Genomic DNA, 21499 nt, shown 5'->3' on the forward strand with positions numbered 1-21499 from the left:
ATCTTATCTTTGTGTGGTTATGGTCACCGAAGAAATGTAGTTATTAAAAGCCGTGGCCTCCTGAGCTAAAGCCTCAATGTGAGCACCAACCATCTTGAACTGTTTTAATAACGGATTATTTTCTGGCAATGAACCCAGTTCAACTAGTTTACGAGTCAGCTGTTCATTCTTTTGCAAGAGCGCGGCCTCGCGCTGACGCGCCTGCTCTAGCTGCATGCGTATTCCTTCGCATTCTTGTTGCCATACGAGACGCTGTTGCTCAAAGCTTTCTTTAAGATCATCCAAAGCCGCTAGCGAATTACGCAGTTGCACTTCCAAATCAGACATCGCGTTTCTCATCCCTCGACAGGTTAGCCATAGAGTATACCCAATGGCTTCCGACGCACCAAAAAATAGATTACATCGGCAATCATAATTAGCTTGCTGGCTAAAAGCGAATGTTGATTACGGAAATCACCGCTCATCGGAAAGTTCTTATATTTCATTCAATTCTCACAAATACACGCTTATTACTCTCGGTCAATTGGCAGCAAGAATAACCCACTGCTTTTAAATGCTTTTGTGATCGACATCTGCTCGACCCACTAAATTTTGCCATTTTCTAGATGCCTGCGGCAGTCATCTGAAGGTTCGCGTTCTGAACACTATTTAGACTCCAATCTTCAGAGAAGCGGCGTCCTACACATAAACCCCATCTACCGGTCGCCTCTCATTTATAACAAAAAAGGATAGGACTCATGAACGACTCTGTAGTTTTGGGCATCATCTGGCATCTGGTGGGCGCAGCCAGTGCAGCATGTTTTTATGCGCCGTTTAAACAGGTAAAAAACTGGTCTTGGGAAACCATGTGGTCAATTGGTGGATTCGTTTCTTGGCTCATTCTTCCTTGGCTCGTCAGCTACATTTTGCTGCCCGACTTCTGGGCCTACTATGGCTCATTCAGCTTTGCTGTTCTCTTACCGGTATTTCTGTTTGGCGCCATGTGGGGCATCGGAAATATCAACTATGGCCTGACAATGCGTTATTTAGGGATGTCGATGGGAATCGGCATTGCTATTGGTATCACCTTGATTATTGGCACGTTAATGACGCCAATTCTGCAAGGCCGAATCGACGTGCTGTTTGGTACTCCTGGCGGCCGCATGACTCTATTAGGTGTATTCGTCGCACTTATCGGCGTGGCAACGGTGAGCTATGCCGGTTTACTCAAAGAGCGCGCAATGGGAATCCGTGCTGAAGAGTTCAACCTAAAAAAAGGGTTAGTGCTTGCCGTCATGTGCGGGATTTTTTCGGCGGGCATGTCATTCGCAATGGATGCCGCTAAACCTATGCATGAAGCTGCCGCAGCACTCGGTATTAATGCCCTCTACGTGGCGTTACCAAGCTATGTGATTATTATGGGAGGTGGTGCGCTTATCAACCTTGGCTACTGCTTCATTCGCCTTGCGACTCTAAAAAATATCTCCATCAAGGCTGACTTTTCTTGGCCTCGTAAGCTTATCGTGACCAACGTATTGTTTTCGATGCTGGCCGGTCTTATGTGGTACTTGCAGTTTTTCTTCTACGCATGGGGACACGCAAAAATCCCAGCCAAGTATGATTACATGAGTTGGATGCTACACATGAGCTTCTACGTGCTATGCGGCGGCATTGTGGGTCTACTACTCAAAGAATGGAAATGCAGCAGCAAAAAACCGGTTAGCGTGCTGTGCATAGGCTGCCTAATCATTATTCTCGCTGCCAATATTGTCGGCCTTGGCATGGCGTCATAAGGAGTTAATGATGACTCATCCATTAAATATTCTCCTTTTTGGGATCGGGTTGGACACCTACTGGCCGCAGTTTCATGGCTTAAAAAGCCGCCTTGAAAGCTATCTTGGCGAAATTGAGCAACGTCTTGCACAGCAACATGACATCCATAACGGCGGACTTATCGACTCCGTTACCGCAACGGATCAACTACTTGAACAAATGCGCCACCGCCCCTTGGATGTGGTCGTGCTTTATATCAGCACCTATGCACTGAGCTCCACCGTATTGCCACTGGTTCAGGCACTGGGAAAACCCGTGCTCATTCTTGCGCTACAGCCAGACACCGGCCTTCCTTATCAGCGCATAAGAGAAATGGACGATCGTGGAGACCGTACTGGGGAATGGTTAGCGCACTGTCAGGCCTGTAGCGCCCCCGAGTTAGCTAACGTTTTTAACCGCGCCAATATTGGCTTTCAACTTTTAGTTGGCGCACTGCATAACGACGACGAAGTATGGTCGGAACTGGATGAGTGGCTAAACGCCTATCAGATACGCATGGCTCTGAGTAAAACTCAAATCGGCTTACTTGGGCATTATTATGACGGTATGTATGACGTCTACAGCAACCTAACCAATCTGTCTGCCCGTTTGGGCGTACGCTTCAAGCCCCTTGAAATGTGCGAACTCAATCAACTGCGACAAAATACGACGCCCGCGTTGTTAGATAGCAAACGCACAGAAATGAGCCAAGCCTTCACGATTGATCCCCTATGCTCGGAATCAGAACTGATGCGTGCTGCACATACCGCCTGCGCGCTGGATGCGTTGGTTAAACAACATCATCTCGGCGCTTTGGCCTACTACTACGAAGGACAACATGGGAACGACTATGAAAACATCGTCACCTCCGTGATTGCAGGCAATACGCTGCTGACACAAAAAGAGATCCCTGTTGCCGGTGAGTATGAAGTTAAAAATGTCATCGCGATGAAGATATTTTCATTACTAGGCGCAGGAGGATCTTTCTCTGAACCTTATGGCATTGAACTCCAAGACGATGTGGTGCTTTGGGGGCACGACGGTCCCGCTCACCCGCTGATGGCTGAAGGCGATGTCAGACTGGTACCTTTGCCTGTCTATCATGGAAAACCGGGCTGTGGGGTATCCATTCAAATGACGGTTAAAAATGGGCCGATCACCTTTTTATCTGTCGTTGAAACGCGCGGTGGGGAAATCGTGCTGCAATACGCAGAGGGCGAGTCGGTAGAGGGAGAAACGTTGGATATCGGCAATACCAATAGCCGTTACCGCTTTAGCATGGGAGCACGAAACTTCACTCGAGCATGGTCTACAGCGGGGCCGGCACACCATTGCGCAATAGGCTTAGGTCACTGGGGATCACAGTTAGAGAAGTTAGCCAATGTATTAGGTGTGCGCACCCAACGTATTATCTAATTTTCTTTAGATATCTTTGCGATACAAACGCACGGGCTGGTCTGGATAATCCAGCCCGTCGCCGATATATTGCCAGCCAAAACGTTCATAATAATTGGCAAAGGTCGCATAGAGATAAAGTTCTCTAAACCCTGTTCGGCGGCTAAATGCTTCCACATGATGTTGGAGTTGAGCACCTAATCCACAACCTCGCTGACTTTCATCAATATAGAGCGCGGCTAACCACGGATACAAATCTTGGCGGCTAATCAAATCGCAGCGCCACAACCCCACAGTTCCGACGGGTTTATCATCGAGCAAGGCCACAAATGTGACAGGCAAGCCTTCAGGCCGCAAACTACTGTTAACGATACTCGCGAAAAAATCGCGACTGTTTTCGCTGCCAAAAGCCTGAAACAGCCAGTCGGTTATTAGTTCACTATGCTCTGGGACTTCAAACAGCGGCAAGATACGGATCATAAATAAGGAGCATGGTTGGAAAATAAACAGGTCGAAATATTACGCGGCATTGAGATAAAGAGAAATAAAAAATAGCCAGAAGCACCCCTCTGGCTACTGTCACGGATTCGGTTCAAATTTTATGGCAACTCATTGCCAGCAGCACGATATATTTCATACCACTCTTCACGGGTTAACGTGATGTCGCAAGCCTGACAAATCTGCTTCAGGCGCGAGGTGCTCATGGTGCCAGAAATCATTTGCATATTTGCAGGATGGCGCAGGATCCATGCCGTCGTAATTGTGGTATTAGAAACACCATAGCGCGCTGCAATTTCGTCAATTTTCTGGTTTAGCTCTGGAAACTTTGCATTTCCTAGGAAGACGCCTTCAAACATACCGTATTGGAACGGTGACCAAGCCTGAATAGTCACATCATTTAAACGACAATAATTCAGCACCTCACCATCATGATCGATGCTTGAAGCGTTCTCCATATTGACGTTAATACCGCTGCGGATCATCCCGCTATTGGTAATACTCAGTTGCAACTGGTTAGCTAAAATCTTTTGGCTCATAAATTTTTGCAACAGCGCCATCTGCATAGGACTTTGGTTAGACACGCCGAAACGACGGACTTTTCCAGTATCCAGCAGATGATCGAAAGCTTCCGCGACTTCTTCTGGCTCCATCAACGCGTCAGGACGATGCACCAGCAGCATATCCAGATAATCGGTATCAAGGCGCTCTAAAATACCGTCAACCGATTTGAGAATGTGCGCTTTCGAGAAATCGAATAGTCCTTTGCGGATACCACACTTAGACTGCAGAAAAACTTTCTCGCGGCGGTCGTCATTTAGCTTAGCGGCACGCGCAAAAATACGCTCACACTCACCGCCGCCGTAAATATCCGCATGGTCGAAGAAGTTAGCGCCTAAATCGAGTGCTGTTTGCACGAAGGTTTCTGCTTCAACCGCTTTCAGTTCGTCCATACGCATACATCCAACGACAATGGCTGGAACCTGAAGAGTAGAACCACCTAATTTAATTTGTTTCATCAAACTGTCCTATCTGGTTTACGGCTCGCGGTGCTTGCCCGTATGTTATTGAGAGTACATACCTACCCATGTTTATACCACCCGTTCAGGTTCCGTCACAAAGCGCTGGCGATACTCTCTCGGCGTTATCCCTGCATCACGGGTAAACACCACGGAAAAATAATTGCTGTCTTCAAATCCACAGCGTGTGGCGATTTCACTAATGCGATACTCACTGCGTCGCAGCAGTCGCTTAGCCTGACATAAACGTAATTGACGTAGATAATGGCTAATTGTCATACCGGTTTGTTGGCGGAAAAGCTGTTTAAGTGAACGTTCAACCAACTTATGCTCAGCACAGAATGCCGCTAAATCGAAATGATTGTCTAACCCACCTTGCAAGGATGCCATCAGCAGATCAAGCTGTTCTCCCGCAGGGAGTAAATGTGCACTTTCAGCAGTATAACGGTAACGCTTGAGCACAATGGCGAGTTGCAGCAATAAAGCCTCGGTGAGTTGCATAGAGAGCGCATCGTTTTTACGACTTTCCTGCGTCAGCTGAGCAATAATGGGTCGTGCCTGCGCTAATCCTCCCGTACTCAAACGCCAATGATTCTGGCGCGTCGTTTCATCAAAGGGCGGTAGCAGAAGATTCCACTGTGCATTCAGGCGCAAACGTTCTGGGCAGTAGATAATATTATCCAATACCAGTTCATTAACAGACTCATAGCTATGGCAATCGTCAGCGTTGATATAAAAAATATCTCCGCAGGTAATTCGATAAGGACGATCGTTAAGAATGTGTAGCCCGTTGCCGCGCCACACAATAACAATCTCACAGAATTGATGGGTATGTTCAGCAAATACCTGCTGCGGGTAGCGATCTGCCACAGCGACAGGCATCTGTTCGGATGGTAGATAATCCCGACTTTCGAGCAATAATAGCTTACCCATCTCCTGTCTCCACTCTTAAATAGCCGGACAGTATGACAAAATCTTCAGCAACGTACGTTGACGGCTTTCTCTATTCCACATATCTGTTCTTTATGGTTTCTGCATAAAAAACCACAAAGTCAGATTGTAGAAAGCTATGACTGGCAGCGTAACGCCCGCGGTGATTGGTCAAACTCGCGTTTGAATAAGGTAGAGAAATGATTGCTGTCACCGAAACCGCACTGGTAAGCGATATCCGTTATGCTGTTATCACTGTGACAAAGCTGATGTCTAGCCTGTAAAAGCCGCAGTCGAGTGAGATAACGCTGTGGTGTCATGCCTGTATGATTTTTTAGCTGGCGATGTAACGTTCTCAGCGGTAAAGAAAAACGATCGGCTAATTCTGACCATTCCACTGACTCCGCATAGTGGTCTTGTAGCCAATCGAGCAACTGACGTAAACGCCCTTCTTGGTCATCACCAATTTGCGCTGAGCAGCCTTGCCAAAGCTGTACAATTAGCTGCATAAAAACGCTTTCATGTAAGGCGATATCTTCGGCTCGTTCGCTGTCTGGCGCCTGCTCTAACTTCGACATTAAGACTTTGACCTGCTGCAATACCTGCTGGCTGATTCTCCAATGCGAAGGGTAAACGCCGTTACGCTCGCTCGGCAAAAATTGTTCAACACCTGACAAAAATTTAAATGCATCCGGTGAACGAAACAGGACATTGGTTAAAAACAATCCATCCGTATGCTCAAACAAATGGCGGTCATGGTCACGGACAAAACATACACATCCGCTGTTAAGCGTGTAAGGATTACCATTAAATACATGTACGCCAGCGCCCTGTTCCACTATAACGATTTCATAGAAATCATGATGGTGCTCAGGAAACTCAGGCTGCGGTGCTCGCGGCTCTATCGCGACGGGCGCATAGCCGGAAGAGAAAAAATCAATGCTGTGCAAAACAGTCATGGTCTACCTCCTCATCGTCTCGGGTATCAGCACTGGTTACTTCTCCAGCACTTCTGTATTGCGATAGTAGAAGAAGGCGCCAATGCGAACCTTAAACTTTTGACGCCAAAACCACTTTAAGCGCGCATTTATTTAAGAAAACGTCGCCAATATTTAGAAATGCGGCGAACATCACAGGGCGATCTCTCTAAGATATGTGACCAACTTCACTTTCACCTTTGCTGTATTGCCAAAACCAGTATTTCATTGGCATTCATGAGAAGGTGTCCTCCAAAGCAAGTTTTTACACTGGCCGTCATTGATTAATAAGATTGTTAAACGACGGACGGTTCCACATGACCACACGCCATATTGTCGCAATTGATCTTGGTGCCTCAAGCGGGAGGGTCATGCTAGCCAGCTACCATCTCGGCACTCAGAAGTTGACTCTCAAAGAGATTCGCCGTTTTGCTAACCAGCTAGTCTCACGCGATGGTTTTGATACTTGGGATCTCGATAGCATTGAGCGTGAAATCCTCGCAGGGCTGACACAAATCGATGCTGAAAAAATCTTGCTAGACAGTATTGGTATCGACACTTGGGGTGTCGATTATGTGCTGCTTGATGCCAACGGTGAGCGTGTCGGACACCCCATAGCCTATCGCGACAGCCGAACCCATGGCGTCATGACTCAGGCACAGAAAACGCTGGGGCACGAATTTATCTATCAACGCACCGGTATCCAATTTTTACCCTTTAACACGATTTACCAACTGCGAGCTCTCAGCGAACAACAGCCTGAGGTATTGGATCGTGTCGAGCATTTGTTGCTGATCCCTGACTATCTGCACTATCGACTGACAGGAAAAATGAATTGGGAATACACCAATGCCAGCACCACTCAACTGCTCAATATCAATACCGGTGATTGGGATACCGATTTGCTGAACTATGCCGGTATTCCCGCTCGCTGGTTTCAGAAACCGACTCAGCCAGGCAACCGCGTCGGCTATTGGCATAGCCCTAAAGGGCAAAACGTGCCGGTCGTCGCCGTTGCAACACATGACACCGCTAGCGCGGTAATGGCAACGCCAATACAAGATCCTGACGCAGCCTATCTTAGCTCGGGCACATGGTCACTGATGGGGATCGAGAGTGTCACACCGTTCACTGATAACGCGGCGCTACAGGCTAATATCACCAACGAAGGGGGGACTGAAGGTCATTATCGAGTCCTCAAAAATATTATGGGTTTGTGGTTGCTACAACGCGCGACGCAGGAGTTGCACGTTCAATATCTACCTGACCTCATCGCTGAAGCCGCTTTACAGCCAGCACAATATTTTCTGATTAACCCCAATGATGAACGTTTCATTAATCCAGACAACATGTGTTTGGAAATCCAGAATGACTGCCGTGAACGTGGAGCGCCGGTTCCTGAAACCCCAGCCGAATTAGCACGCTGCATTTTCGACAGTTTAGCCAATCTCTATCAACAGGTGGCGAAAGAACTCGAAGAGCTACGCGGCAAGCCGCTCCGCCACCTGCATATCGTTGGTGGCGGCAGTCAGAATCGTTTTCTCAATCAGCTATGTGCTGACCTATGTAATCTAGACGTCACCGCGGGCCCCGTTGAGGCCTCCACATTAGGCAATATCGGTTGCCAGCTCATTGCGCTAGGCGACGTGGCTAACGTGGCTGATTTCCGCCGCATCGTTGCGCATAACTTCCCTTTAGAACATTTCATCCCCAACCACCCGCATTCTTTATCCGCGCCACAGACTCACAGTGGTGCGCAAACCTCTGCCCAATTCAAAGGAACTTGTGTATGACCACTTTAATCGATCAGGCTTGGGAACTGGCAAAGCAGCGTTTCAGCGCCGTTGGCGTCGATGTTGAAAATGCATTGAAAACGATGGAGCAACTGCCTGTTTCCATGCACTGCTGGCAGGGCGACGATGTCGCCGGTTTTGAAAACCCAGAGGGCTCGCTAACCGGCGGTATTCAGGCTACTGGTAATTATCCGGGTAAAGCACGTAACGCCGCTGAACTTCGCTCTGATTTGGAAATGGCGCTCTCGCTTATTCCTGGTCCAAAACGCCTTAATCTGCATGCGATTTATTTAGAGTCTGACACGCCGGTTGCTCGAAATAAAATCGAGCCTCGCCATTTTGCTCATTGGGTTGAATGGGCGAAAAAACACCACTTAGGATTAGACTTTAACCCTTCCTGTTTTTCTCATCCGCTCAGCGCAGATGGGTTCACGTTATCATCCTCCGATCCGGAAATACGTCAGTTCTGGATTGAGCATTGCCAAGCCAGCCGTCGTATTTCTGCCTATTTTGGCGAGCAGCTAGGCACTCCGTCCGTCATGAATATTTGGATCCCTGACGGGATGAAAGATACACCGATTGACCGTCTGGCTCCGCGTCAACGTTTAGCTTCAGCGCTGGACGAAGTCATCTCAGAAAAACTCAATCCAGCTCATCATATCGATGCCGTTGAAAGCAAGCTGTTCGGCATCGGCGCTGAAAGCTATACCGTCGGCTCCAATGAGTTTTACCTCGGTTACGCCGCGAGTCGTCAGACAGCCCTGTGTCTGGATGCGGGACATTTCCATCCCACCGAAGTGATATCAGACAAAATCTCCAGCGCCATGCTGTATGTACCGCGCCTGCTGCTGCACGTCAGTCGCCCTGTTCGCTGGGATAGCGATCATGTGGTGTTGCTCGACGATGAAACACAGGCCATTGCCAATGAGATCGTGCGTCACGATCTGTTTGACCGTGTGCATATCGGTTTGGATTTCTTCGACGCTTCCATTAACCGCATCGCAGCGTGGGTTATCGGCACACGCAACATGAAAAAAGCCCTGCTACGCGCGCTGTTAGAACCGACCGAGCATCTACGCGAGCTGGAAGAAAGCGGCGACTACACAGCGCGACTCGCGTTGCTGGAAGAGCAAAAATCACTGCCATGGCAGGCCGTATGGGAAATGTATTGCCAGCGCAATGATGTTCCCGCCGACGCTCGTTGGTTGAATGCCGTTCGTGAATATGAAGAACAGGTTTTGTCTCAGCGTTAGTTATTGAAAATAAGGAATAAAACTATGCAATCCATCATCGACTCTTGGTTTGTTCAGGGGATGATTAAGGCCACCAGCGATATGTGGCTAAAAGGTTGGGACGAACGCAATGGCGGTAATGTCAGCCTGCGTCTTTTAGAAGAAGAAGTAGCGCCGTTTCGCGCTGACTTTAATGCTCAACCGCGCTGCGTTGAACTGACACAGCCAGCAACAGAATTGGCAAACAGCTGGTTTCTGGTCACCGGTTCAGGGAAGTTTTTCCGCAATGTGCAAATCGCACCGGAAGAAAATCTGGTGCTATTACAAGTCAGTGCAGATGGTATGGCTTACAACATTCATTGGGGACTGACTAAAGGCGGGTTACCGACATCAGAGCTCGCCGCACATTTCCAGTCACACATAGTGCGCATGCAAGTCACCGGCGGCGATAACCGCGTCATTATGCACTGTCATGCCACCAATTTAATTGCACTAAGTTACGTACATGACTTAGACAATGCCAAATTCACCCGCCTTTTATGGGAAGGCAGCACCGAGTGTTTGGTGGTGTTCCCTGATGGGATCGGCATCGTACCGTGGATGGTACCAGGCACCGATGGTATTGGCGCTCAGACCGCAGAGCAGATGCGCGAGCATGGATTAGTACTCTGGCCATTCCACGGCATTTTCGGCAGCGGCCCAACGCTCGACGATGCTTTTGGCCTAATTGATACCGCCGAAAAATCAGCGGAAATCATGGTGAAAGTACTGTCTATGGGCGGAAAAAGACAGACCATCTCCACCCAAGAGCTCATCGCATTGGCGGCACGGTTTGGTGTTACGCCAATGGCCGCCGCACTCAAGGATTAAGCGCTAGAAAGACCGATCGCATGCGCCTCTTTTCGGAGGCGCATCATAACGGTTTTTCATTTTCAGGAGCAATATCATGAGCTTTATGTTGGCATTACCCAAAATTAGCTTGCACGGAAACGGCGCAATCAGCGATATGGTTAAGCTACTCAGCGACAAAAAATGGGGAAAAGCCCTGATCGTCACAGATGGCCAATTAGTTGAAATGGGACTGTTAGATGGCCTGTTTGATGCCATGCAACAGCACCACCTCTCCTACGCTTTATTCAAAGATGTTTATCCTAACCCTACCGAAGAACTAGTACAGGCGGGCTTTAAAGCTTATCAACAAAATCAGTGCGATTATCTGATTGCCTTTGGTGGTGGTAGCCCGATTGATACGACTAAAGCCATTAAAATTTTGACCGCAAATCCGTCACCTTCCACGGCATATTCCGGCGTGGGGAAAGTGAAGAACCCAGGCGTACCGCTCGTCGCAATTAATACCACCGCGGGCACCGCTGCAGAACTTACCAGCAACGCCGTGATTATCGATAGCCAGCGACAGGTGAAAGAAGTCATTATCGACAGCAATATCATTCCTGATATCGCCGTCGATGACCCTGCCGTTATGCTTAATATCCCTGCGTCAGTCACTGCCGCAACCGGTATGGATGCACTGACCCACGCGATTGAAGCCTATGTCTCCGTTGGTGCACATCCGCTCACCGACCATTCCGCACTTGAGTCCATCCGTATGATTACCGAATGGCTGCCACAAGCAGTGGATAATGGTCAGAATCTCCAAGCTCGTGAAATGATGGCTTATGGCCAATATTTAGCAGGTATGGCATTCAACAGTGCAGGTTTGGGGTTAGTTCATGCGTTAGCTCATCAGCCTGGCGCGACCCACAATCTGCCGCACGGCGTATGTAACGCCATTTTACTCCCCGTTATTGAGGAATTTAATCGTCCGAATGCGGTTGCTCGTTTCGCTCGCATCGCTCAAGCCATGGGCGTCAATACAGATGAAATGAATGAAGAACAAGCAAGTCAAAGCGCAATTCAAGCGATTCGACAGCTCTCCGCCCGCGTGGGCATTCCTTCAGGATTTAACACGCTAAGCATCAAAGAAGCGGATATCGAAGGCTGGTTAGACAAAGCGTTAGCCGATCCTTGCGCGCCTTGTAATCCACGCAGTGCCGATCGCGAACAGGTACGCGCACTCTATCTCCAAGCGCTGTAAGGAGCCGATATGATCCGTAAAGCTTTCGTCATGCAGGTTAACCCTGATGCACATACCGAGTATCAACGCCGCCATTCGCCAATTTGGCCCGAACTGGAGGCTGAGCTCAAAGCACATGGCGCACACCGCTATTCAATCTTTCTCGATGAAAAGCGCAATTTGTTATTTGGGGTCGTCGAAGTTGAATCTGAAGCGCGCTGGAATGCCATTGCCGAAACGGATGTCTGTCAGCGTTGGTGGAAACACATGGGCGATGTGATGCCTAGTAATCCTGATTGCAGTCCGGTCAGCGACGATCTGAGAGAAGTCTTTTATCTTGCCTGAGCCCGTTGAGTTTTTTGCTAAAAGATACAAATCATCAGGTGATCTAAAAGCGCGATAACTATATGATTCCTGCGTCGGTTTCGGGCGCAGGATGCTGTCTGATCTTCTTTGATAAGCCATTCGCAACAGTCGCCAAATTACTTACCTATATCAATTAATTAGGAATAAATTGGTGTTCACAATGATTTCATTACCTAAACACCCAGCCAGACTTGCCATCATTGCGTGCATACTTTTCTTAGCGGGCTGTTCGCATAAACATAGTTATAAAAAGTATGATGCTCATGCCTACGATGATGTTATTGAGGATGCCGCTGATGACTACAAAGTCGATCCTAAGCTTATTGCGGCGATTATTCAGGTGGAGTCCAGTTTCAACCCTGAAGCAGTCAGCCCATCCAATGCCATTGGCCTCATGCAGCTCAAAGCCTCAACGGGCGGCTGCGATGCATATCGCTATAAAGGTAAAAGCGGATGTCCAGATGATGACGATCTGCTCGATCCTGAAACCAATATTGATCTAGGCGCTGCCTATATCGGCGCAATTCAATATCAGCAATTAAATTGGATCGACGATCCTGTGACGCGTCGCTACGCCACCGAAGTTGCCTATGCAAACGGCGCTGGTGCACTGTTACGCACGTTTTCGAGCAATCGAAAAACGGCAATTAAAATGATCAATCAACTCTCGCCGGAAGCCTTTCATTGGCACGTTCGCCAATATCACCCCGCAGCCCAAGCGCCAAAATATATGGCAAAAGTGGAACAGGTATACAATACCCTGTAAGGTTTCAAACGCTGATGCACATAGCATCGTGATGCAAGGCTTCGTTCGTCGGTCTGCACCAGTACTTTAATAAAATCACGATCATAGACGAACATATTCTTATCTTACCCAATGATCCAAACAGCTCTTCCTTTTGACCTCAGCCGTCTGCCGATTTTCCCCCTGTCGGTAAGCCTTGACTCAGTAAAAAGGCCTATGACTCATCATCACAGGCCTTTTTATACGATCTAGCGTTATTTATTTGCTAGGAGCTCCATCCTTAGAAAATCGACGACGCACGACCACAAAGAAAACGGGTACAAAAAAGATAGCCAGCAGCGTCGCTGTTAACATTCCGCCCATTACCCCAGTGCCGACAGCATTCTGAGCACCAGACCCCGCACCGGAGCTAATGACCAACGGTAAAACACCGAGAATAAACGCCAGTGAGGTCATCAGAATAGGACGTAAACGCATACGCACGGCATCTAATGTCGCATCGATAAGTCCTTTCCCTTCTTTCTCCATCAAATCTTTCGCAAATTCGACGATTAATATCGCATTCTTAGCGGAAAGCCCAATGGTGGTTAACAGACCGACTTGGAAATAAACATCGTTGTTCATACCCCGTATCGCAGCCGCTAAGAGCGCCCCGACAACGCCGAGTGGAACAACCAACATGACCGAGAACGGGATAGACCAACTTTCATAGAGCGCTGCCAAGCACAGGAATACCACAACCAGAGAAATAGCATACAACGCGGGAGCCTGATTACCCGAGAGACGCTCTTGATACGACATTCCCGTCCAGTCATAGCCAATGCCAGCAGGTAATTTAGCGACCAGTTGCTCCATCATCTGCATAGCATCACCAGTACTCTTACCTAGCGTGGGTTCCCCCAGAATTTCCATTGAAGGTAAACCGTTATAGCGCTCTAAACGTGGCGATCCAGAAATCCAACCCGCTGTAGAAAATGCAGAGAACGGTACCATCTTTCCGCTATCGCCGCGGACATACCAATTATTGATATCACTTGGCAGCATACGGAAACGAGCATCAGCCTGTGCATAGACTTTCTTCACGCGCCCATGATCAATAAAATCGTTAACGTAGCTTCCCCCCAAAGCGATGGAGATAGTCTGGTTGATATCAGACAGCGATACCCCCAGTGCCTGCGCTTTTTCCTGATCGACCTCTAATTTGTATTGAGGTGTATCTTCCAGACCGTTCGGACGCACTCGCACCATGACCTCAGGATGTTCAGCCACCATACCGAGCAGTTGATTACGTGCCTGAGTCAATTTCTCATGACCTAGGTTAGCCTGATCGATAAGTTCAAAGTCAAAACCGGTTGCGGTTCCCAATTCAATAATTGCAGGGAGGTTGAATGGGAAGACCAATCCATCTTTGATCTTCGTGAAGGCCTTCATTGCGCGGCCGACTATGGCTGTCACACCGTTTTCTTTGCCTGAGCGTTGATCCCAAGGCTTCAGGCTGATAAATGCCAACCCAGAGTTTTGCCCTTGCCCGCTGAAGCTAAAGCCGTTTACAGTGAAAACTGACTCAACGTTAGCATGCTCTTTTGTCAGGTAGTATTGAGTAACCTGATCCAACACCTGCTGGGTGCGCAACTGAGTTGCACCCGCGGGTAGCTGTACCATTGTCATAAATACGCCCTGATCTTCTTCGGGTAAAAACGACGTTGGAAGGCGTAGGAACAACACGCCCATACCAATCACTATCAACACATAGATAATTAAATAACGACCGGTACTTCTTAAAATCCCACCGACGCTATCCGTATAGTGATGTGCACTTTTCTCAAACGTCCGATTGAACCAGCCAAAGAAGCCTTTTTTCTCGCCATGACCTTCCGCAGAAACCGGCTTGAGCATCGTGGCGCAAAGCGCAGGTGTCAAGATCAATGCCACCAATACCGACAACGCCATGGCTGACACAATAGTTATGGAGAACTGGCGATAAATCGCACCAGTTGAACCGCCAAAGAAAGCCATCGGGATAAACACGGCCGATAACACCATGGCAATACCCACCAATGCGCCCTGTATTTGTTCCATCGACTTTTTGGTGGCTTCTTTTGGCGATAGATGTTCTTCCGCCATAACACGCTCGACGTTTTCAACAACGACGATCGCATCGTCGACCAATAGTCCTATCGCCAATACCATTCCGAACATGGTGAGGGTATTGATCGAATAACCAAACGCAGAAAGCACCGCAAACGTTCCTAGCAACACAACGGGAACCGCAATCGTTGGGATCAACGTCGCCCGAATATTTTGCAAGAACAGATACATGACTAAAAAGACGAGGATAATCGCTTCTAACAGCGTCTTGATAACTTCGTGAATAGAGATTTGAACAAACGGCGTTGTATCGTACGGATAAACAACCCTCATCCCCTGTGGAAAATAAGGCTGTAGCTCTGCCAGCTTAGCTTTGATAGCCGCCGCAGTATCCAGAGCATTTGCCCCCGTCGCTAATTTGATCCCTAAACCTGCTGCCGGTTGCCCATTGATTTTAGCGACGATATTGTAGTTTTCACCGCCTAACTCAATACGAGCCACATCTTTTAGCCTAACCTGCGAACCATCTTGGTTAACTTTCAGCAAAACTTGGCCAAACTGCTCAGGGTCTTTCAGACGTGTCTGCGCAATAATTGACGCATTCAGTTGCTGATTATGCACAGATGGCGTTCCGCCTAATTGCCCTGCGGCAATCTGGTCATTCTGAATTTTAAGCTGGTTAATAACATCAATTGGAGTGAGTTGATACTTATTCAGTTGATCGGAATTCAACCAAATACGCATCGCGTACTGCGCACCAAATAGCTGTACATCCCCGACACCGTTACTACGGCTGATAGGGTCTTTGATATTTGATGCGACATAGTCGGAAATATCATCCTGCGTCAGGTTCTTGTTATCGGAGATAAAACCGGCAACGAGCAAAAAGCTGCTGCTGGACTTTTCAACACTAATCCCCTGCTGCTGAACTTCCTGTGGCAACAAAGGCATTGCCAGCTGTAGTTTGTTTTGTACCTGTACCTGTGCGATGTCTGGATCGGTGCCAGAATTAAAGGTCAATGTAATCGTCACGCCACCAGCAGAATCGCTCGTGGACGACATGTACATCAGATTATCGATACCGTTCATATTCTGTTCGACAATCTGAGTGACCGTATCTTGCACCGTTTGCGCATCAGCCCCTGGATAGGTGGCTGTGATCGCGATGGCAGGAGGTGCAATCGTTGGATACTGGGCTACAGGCAGTCGCAGAATAGCCAATCCCCCCGCCAGCATCAGAATGATGGCAAGTACCCAGGCGAAGATCGGGCGCTCAATAAAAAACTTAGCCATGAGTTTGGTTTACCTTGTATAAATCATCGCCACAGCGATTACTGTCCCTGAGGCGCATTGGCCTGTAGGTTCTGTTCTTCGACTTTCACCGTCATTTCTGGACGAACTTTTTGCAGTCCACTCACTATGACGCGGTCACCGCTATGTAATCCCTCGGTGACTAACCACTTGTCGCCAATTGCCTGCGAGGCCGTCACATTACGTACTTCGACCTGACTTTTAGCATTGACTAACATGACTGTCGCTTCACCACGCGGATTACGTGTTACCCCCTGTTGGGGAACCAGCAAGGCATCTTTTTGCATACCTTCATCAACACGGGCACGAACAAACATTCCCGGTAGAAGGTCGTGTTGAGGATTAGGGAATAGAGCGCGAATCGTGATGGATCCGGTGCTTTCATCTACGCTGACATCGGAGAACTGCAGCTTGCCCTTTAACGGATATGCCTGTCCGTTCTCCATAACCAACGTCACTTCAGCTTGTTGAGCACTTTTCTCCAAGCTTCCCTGAGTCACGGCTTGTTTGAGGCGCATAAAATCATTGCTCGACTGGGTAACATCAACGTAGATAGGGTCTAACTGTTGCACAGTCGCCAACGCTGTCGCCTGCTCTATTGTGACCAATGCACCTTCAGTGACATTGGATTGTCCGATACGTCCATCAATCGGTGATGAAACCTTGGTATAGGCCAAATTAATACGCGCCGTTTCGACATTTGCTTTTGCTGCCTGCACGTCCGCATCAGCCTGCTGAGCATTCGCTATCGCAGTATCAAATTCTTGCTGACTAACATAGTGATCGCCTAATAGAGGTTTATCGCGCTGTACGGTTAAATGTGCCAACTTGGCCGCCGCAACAGCCTTCGCTAATTCACCCTGAGCACTGTCATAAGCCGCTTTATAAGGAGCAGGATCGATCTGATACAGAGATTCCCCCCCGCGAATATCGCTACCTTCCGTGAAATTACGTTTCAGAATAATTCCGCCGACCTGAGGACGAACCTCAGCAACTCGATATGCATCAGTACGGCCTGGTAATTCAGTGGTTACCTGCAGAGCTTCAGCCTTAAGCGTGACAACGCCTACCTGCGGTTGTGGCAGCGGAGCTTTCACGTCCTCACTATCACATCCTGATAAAGTGAAACAGGCAGAAAGAAGGATGACTGAGGGCAGGAGAATAAACTCACTGTATTTCTTCATTGCTATTCCTTAAATATTTCGAAGCTACGCCAGGCGTACATAAATAATGAGAATGCTTTAATAGAATATGATTCATCACATAATCACTTTTGTGGTTATTAATTACCCAACTGACTATCAAAAAAAATGAATGACATAAAAATGACTTTAGCTACAGCTACGTCATTGATAAATTCATGAGGCACATAAACTCAAATACATATATTTTTTATATAAATCAATACAACCAATCAGATGCACTAAAACCATGATGATATACTTAAAGATAGAGCGCACAACATCCAGTTAAAAAGTAATAACCTGTCATTTGTTATGTAAATTTAATTATCAAACTTACGTAGTCTTTATGCCCACCGCTTACAGATAAATTAAACACATACAATTATGTTGAATAATTCATTGAAATTATTTAATGGAATAGGCTACTACCTTCTCGCTTATAAGACTCTTTGTGAGGAAATCATCACCACATCATCAGTGTAACTTTCGACGAGAGAAACAAATGACAAAATAGCCATAGAGTGAATAAAATAAGAAATGCATCGTACAGAATTTCACAACCCTCTGTAAATCATAGTCTGGAAAATTTGGTATCGCTATGGCACGTAAAACTAAAGAAGATGCGTTTATTACTCGACAGAGAATAATAAATGTAGCAATTCGTGAATTTTCAACGCAGGGATTCTCCTCAACATCGCTCGCCGATATTGCTAGTGCCGCTGGCGTAACGCGAGGGGCCATTTACTGGCACTTTAAAAATAAAGAAGAGCTATTTAATGAAATATGGCAGCAATCTGCTCACTACTCTCTGTATATTTCAGAAAAAATTCACAGTAAAAACAAAGATAATCCATTAAAAGCGCTGCAAGAGACACTGACCTATATTTTACGTGCAGCGGTCAGCGATCCGCAACAAAAATCATTAATGAAAATAATGTTTCACCAGTGTGAATTCACAAAAGAAATGACTTCCCGTAGTGAAATTAGACGAATGGTTTATTTCGAAGAGGAACGTTTATCTAATAATTTAAAACGTTGTGTTACATTAAATCAATTACCATCAAAATTAAATATTGAACAATCAGTAATTATAATCAGGGCATATATGAGTGGTTTAATAGAGAACTGGCTGCTCTGCTCTGAAAATTACGATCTCAACAGCAACGCATCCGGCTTAGTTGATAACCTAATTACATTATTAAAAATACAGTAACTCATTTACATAAAAAAGGCCGCGATGAGCCGCGACCTAGTTAATAATTAAATAAATCTAACAATCAACATCAGCTACCCCGATAAGTTGAATAGCCATATTGGCTAAGCAACAACGGCACATGTAAATGCTGATTCATTTTTGTGACATGAAAGACTACGGGTATTTCAGGAAAGAAAGTGTCCTGTTTTAGCGCTGAAAAATATGCTCCCGTTTTAAACGTCACTTTATAGTCGCCAAGCGCCATCGTTTTATGTGCCGGATATAGTGCAGGGATCCGGCCATCTTCGTCAGTGACAGCGCTAGATAAATTGACCCATTTATCCCCTTCTTTATGCTCCAGCGTCACAGTGACACCCGCGGATGGCAGTCCTGTCTGTTGATTCAGTATGTGTACGCTAAGGGGATTTTTGATCTGCTCAGCCCCAGCCGTAGCCGTTAAACTTATCAGTGAGGCCAGAAGTAAGACTTTCAACGATTTCATTAGAAGTTAGCCCTTTTGTATTTATTGAGGAATTTGAATCTAACATGTGAAATCGCCAATCTGGGTTTATCACAAAAAGTTTAAGTTTGAGCAGATAACAGAATAAAAATGCCCCGCTCAGCGACAGTGTCTCTGGCGAGGCATTATTTCAATGAGCAGATAACAACGACTTTATTTTCAATATATTAAGCCGTATTTCTCTCAATTATTTGCGATACTGCTCGTCTGTAACGTGCTCCATCCAGTCAACGACGCTTCCGTTTAGGGATTCAGCAATAGCGATATGTGTCATTGCTGTTTCAGCCGTTGCGCCATGCCAATGTTTGACGCCCTCTGGAATCCAAACGATATCGCCCGGATTGATCTCTTGAACATCTTTCCCCAGTTCCTGCACCCAACCACGGCCTTGCGTGACGATCAGCGTTTGTCCCAGTGGATGAGTGTGCCAAGCGGTACGAGCGCCAGGCTCAAAAGTTACCGTTGCACCGCCAACACGAGCGGGTTCTTCAGCTTGGAACATGCCATCAATACGAACATTTCCGGTAAAATAATCTGCTGAACCTGACACGGATGCCTGTGAAGCGTTACGAATAATTTTCATTTTTTCCTCTTATGATCTCTTCGACTTCGGCAAACATAACCGGAGTGAGCACATCTCGTTTTATTGACTAAAAGTTACCCCCATTTGCAGCAGGTCACTAGATAGAGAAACAAGAAAGGAGCTATGAAATAAATTCATTAATCTGATTATAATGGGATCTATGTTTTAAAATGCGGGTCAGGAAATGCTTAAAGAAAACTTCAACGATTTGATCTCTTTTCTTGTCGTCGCTAGAGAGCGTAGTTTTACTAAAGCGGCTGCTAAGTTGGGTGTGTCACAATCTGCACTCAGCCACTCCATTCGCGGATTAGAAGAACGCCTCGATATACGCCTGCTAACCCGAACAACACGCAGTGTTGCGCCAACCGAAGCGGGCGAGAAGTTAGCAACAAGCCTTGAGCCAGGTTTGCTGAGATAGAAAGCGAGCTAGACGCCCTTCGCGACATGCGCGATACCCCAGCCGGCAATATTCGGATTACCGCGGGTGAACACGCTGTCGATTCAGTTTTGTGGCCGGTATTAAAGCCTTTTCTCGCATCTTATCCTGATATTAACGTTGAGATCGTCGTTGATAACACGTTAACCGATATTGTTAGCGGACGTTTTGATGCAGGCATTCGCCTCGGCGAACAGGTAGCGAAAGACATGATTGCCGTACGTATCGGTCCAGATATGAGCATGGCAGTGGTCGGCTCACCTAGTTACTTCGAACAATATGGCACGCCTGAGACACCTCAAGATTTGCAGAATCACCGCTGTATCAATATGCGTTTGCCAACAATGGGCGGTTTGTATGCATGGGAGTTTGAAAAAGAGGGGCAGGAATTGAGAGTCAGGGTCGATGGACAGCTTATCTTTAATAGCCTGCGCCAACGTATTGATGCCGCCAATTTGGGTTTTGGCATCGCCTACGTTCCTGAAGATTCGGTTAAAAATGAGCTAGCCGATGGCCGACTTGTGCAAGTTCTTAAAGAATGGTGCAACACGTTTCCTGGCTACTATCTTTATTACCCAAGTCGCAAACAGCATACGACAGCCTTTTCTCTGTTTGTCGAAGCTCTGCGTTACAAGCGCTAACACACAATAAGTGGAGTGATGAATCTTCACGTTCAATTTCACTCCATGTCAATTTCACTCTCTATAGTTACTGTCGAACGGCTTGTGTTTAGATATATTCCATACTTCTCAATAATCAAGCATCCACTTTACTAATCAAGATTTATACGATGATAAATAAATTTCAAAGCTGCTAGTGTGTCTCGAAAGCTTAAACTAAGCATTTATGATAGTTACAACTATACCTCTTTGAATATTTCGTCAGTTTACAAAAAAAATACCGTTTTTTCCGCATTAATTCCACCCTATTGGTTGGAATTTCTCCTAAAATTAAAATCCCATTTGATAACAATGAATTAATATAAATTCATAAGCAATAAGGTTGAAATTTGTTAACTAAACGTTGAGGAATACCATAGAAAAATCAGTTCAGAGAGCCTAAAGGTACCATAATCAATGAATGATAATTCAATCAATCATTACGATGAAAAATACTAATCGTGTAACACTCACTATAGGGATAAGATTTTTCCCATATGAAATAAAAAATAATGAATGAGATGTTATAACTAAAAGGAATGTGTCATAAGCCATTTTTTAATGGCTATAAAGCAAAATTCATTATGGCAATAGCACCACTGAAGCAGAATTAAATACATGGCATTCTTCGAGGAATTATCTTTGTGAGACTCCATATCATAACCAAGGAGTAAATAAAGTTAGAAAAAGATCTATCTCGGGC

18 protein-coding genes and 1 pseudogene are annotated in these 21499 nt (G+C 46.6%); 10 read left to right on the forward strand and 9 right to left on the reverse strand.

The features are described 5' to 3' along the window. Nucleotides 1-3: 3 nt before the first annotated feature. Entirely contained in the window at nucleotides 4-327 is a 324-nt protein-coding gene (locus M988_RS14380; RefSeq protein WP_008812726.1) for a hypothetical protein, read from the reverse strand. Nucleotides 328-737: 410 nt separating this feature from the next. On the opposite strand from M988_RS14380, the gene rhaT reads away from it, so the two are divergent. Together rhaT and M988_RS14390 are read left to right on the forward strand one after the other, a co-directional pair. Next, nucleotides 738-1772, forward strand: a complete 1035-nt coding sequence (rhaT, locus tag M988_RS14385; RefSeq protein ID WP_008812725.1) for an L-rhamnose/proton symporter RhaT — start codon at nucleotides 738-740, stop codon at nucleotides 1770-1772. Nucleotides 1773-1782: 10 nt separating this feature from the next. Beyond that, the gene (locus tag M988_RS14390) at nucleotides 1783-3207 is read left to right on the forward strand and encodes an arabinose isomerase (protein WP_008812724.1); all 1425 of its coding nucleotides are present in this window, start codon (nucleotides 1783-1785) and stop codon (nucleotides 3205-3207) included. Nucleotides 3208-3213: 6 nt separating this feature from the next. Here M988_RS14390 and M988_RS14395 read toward each other — a convergent pair whose 3' ends face one another. The 4 genes from M988_RS14395 to rhaS form a co-directional block, all read right to left on the reverse strand. Further along, nucleotides 3214-3666: a GNAT family N-acetyltransferase gene (locus tag M988_RS14395; protein ID WP_039187158.1), complete on the reverse strand. Its 453-nt coding sequence runs from the start codon at nucleotides 3664-3666 to the stop codon at nucleotides 3214-3216. Between the two features lie 119 nt (nucleotides 3667-3785). Further along, nucleotides 3786-4703 (reverse strand): aldo/keto reductase, encoded by a 918-nt coding sequence (locus tag M988_RS14400; RefSeq protein WP_008812722.1) that lies wholly within the window; start codon nucleotides 4701-4703, stop codon nucleotides 3786-3788. A gap of 72 nt (nucleotides 4704-4775) precedes the next feature. After that, nucleotides 4776-5636, reverse strand: a complete 861-nt coding sequence (gene rhaR, locus M988_RS14405; protein ID WP_064574659.1) for an HTH-type transcriptional activator RhaR — start codon at nucleotides 5634-5636, stop codon at nucleotides 4776-4778. Nucleotides 5637-5770: 134 nt separating this feature from the next. Next, a complete protein-coding gene (gene rhaS / locus M988_RS14410) occupies nucleotides 5771-6592 on the reverse strand; it encodes an HTH-type transcriptional activator RhaS (RefSeq protein ID WP_008812720.1) in 822 nt (273 codons plus the stop codon). Nucleotides 6593-6981: 389 nt separating this feature from the next. Here rhaS and rhaB point away from each other — a divergent pair, with 389 nt between their 5' ends. The 6 genes from rhaB to M988_RS14440 all read left to right on the forward strand — a co-directional run bounded on the left by rhaB (nucleotide 6982) and on the right by M988_RS14440 (nucleotide 12841). Next, nucleotides 6982-8403: a rhamnulokinase gene (gene rhaB / locus M988_RS14415; protein ID WP_248846514.1), complete on the forward strand. Its 1422-nt coding sequence runs from the start codon at nucleotides 6982-6984 to the stop codon at nucleotides 8401-8403. After that, entirely contained in the window at nucleotides 8400-9656 is a 1257-nt protein-coding gene (locus tag M988_RS14420) for an L-rhamnose isomerase (protein ID WP_064574663.1), read from the forward strand. The genes rhaB and M988_RS14420 overlap by 4 nt, the downstream gene beginning before the upstream one ends. A 24-nt stretch (nucleotides 9657-9680) precedes the next feature. Continuing rightward, entirely contained in the window at nucleotides 9681-10505 is an 825-nt protein-coding gene (rhaD, locus tag M988_RS14425; protein ID WP_008812717.1) for a rhamnulose-1-phosphate aldolase, read from the forward strand. A 76-nt stretch (nucleotides 10506-10581) separates the two neighbouring features. Continuing rightward, complete coding sequence (gene fucO / locus M988_RS14430; RefSeq protein WP_064574665.1) at nucleotides 10582-11730, forward strand: lactaldehyde reductase; 1149 nt, start codon at nucleotides 10582-10584, stop codon at nucleotides 11728-11730. A gap of 9 nt (nucleotides 11731-11739) precedes the next feature. Then, complete coding sequence (rhaM, locus tag M988_RS14435) at nucleotides 11740-12054, forward strand: L-rhamnose mutarotase (protein ID WP_064574667.1); 315 nt, start codon at nucleotides 11740-11742, stop codon at nucleotides 12052-12054. Nucleotides 12055-12235: 181 nt separating this feature from the next. Next, complete coding sequence (locus M988_RS14440) at nucleotides 12236-12841, forward strand: transglycosylase SLT domain-containing protein (protein ID WP_064574669.1); 606 nt, start codon at nucleotides 12236-12238, stop codon at nucleotides 12839-12841. A 237-nt stretch (nucleotides 12842-13078) separates the two neighbouring features. Here M988_RS14440 and M988_RS14445 read toward each other — a convergent pair whose 3' ends face one another. After that, complete coding sequence (locus M988_RS14445; protein WP_064574671.1) at nucleotides 13079-16201, reverse strand: efflux RND transporter permease subunit; 3123 nt, start codon at nucleotides 16199-16201, stop codon at nucleotides 13079-13081. A 38-nt stretch (nucleotides 16202-16239) separates the two neighbouring features. After that, the gene (locus M988_RS14450; protein ID WP_064574673.1) at nucleotides 16240-17403 is read right to left on the reverse strand and encodes an efflux RND transporter periplasmic adaptor subunit; all 1164 of its coding nucleotides are present in this window, start codon (nucleotides 17401-17403) and stop codon (nucleotides 16240-16242) included. Nucleotides 17404-18001: 598 nt separating this feature from the next. Between M988_RS14450 and M988_RS14455 the strand changes: the two genes are divergently transcribed. After that, nucleotides 18002-18616, forward strand: coding sequence for a TetR family transcriptional regulator (locus M988_RS14455; protein WP_008812711.1), 615 nt, complete (start codon nucleotides 18002-18004; stop codon nucleotides 18614-18616). 70 nt (nucleotides 18617-18686) lie between these two features. Here the strand turns inward: M988_RS14455 and uraH are convergent, their stop codons facing one another. After that, entirely contained in the window at nucleotides 18687-19100 is a 414-nt protein-coding gene (uraH, locus tag M988_RS14460) for a hydroxyisourate hydrolase (protein WP_008812710.1), read from the reverse strand. Nucleotides 19101-19305: 205 nt separating this feature from the next. After that, the gene (locus M988_RS14465; RefSeq protein ID WP_008812709.1) at nucleotides 19306-19701 is read right to left on the reverse strand and encodes a (R)-mandelonitrile lyase; all 396 of its coding nucleotides are present in this window, start codon (nucleotides 19699-19701) and stop codon (nucleotides 19306-19308) included. Nucleotides 19702-19885: 184 nt separating this feature from the next. On the opposite strand from M988_RS14465, the pseudogene M988_RS14470 reads away from it, so the two are divergent. After that, a pseudogene (locus M988_RS14470) lies at nucleotides 19886-20778 on the forward strand (LysR family transcriptional regulator). Nucleotides 20779-21499: the final 721 nt, after the last annotated feature.

The sequence above is a fragment of the Hafnia paralvei ATCC 29927 genome, from assembly GCF_001655005.1.
GTDB classification, from domain to species: domain Bacteria; phylum Pseudomonadota; class Gammaproteobacteria; order Enterobacterales; family Enterobacteriaceae; genus Hafnia; species Hafnia paralvei.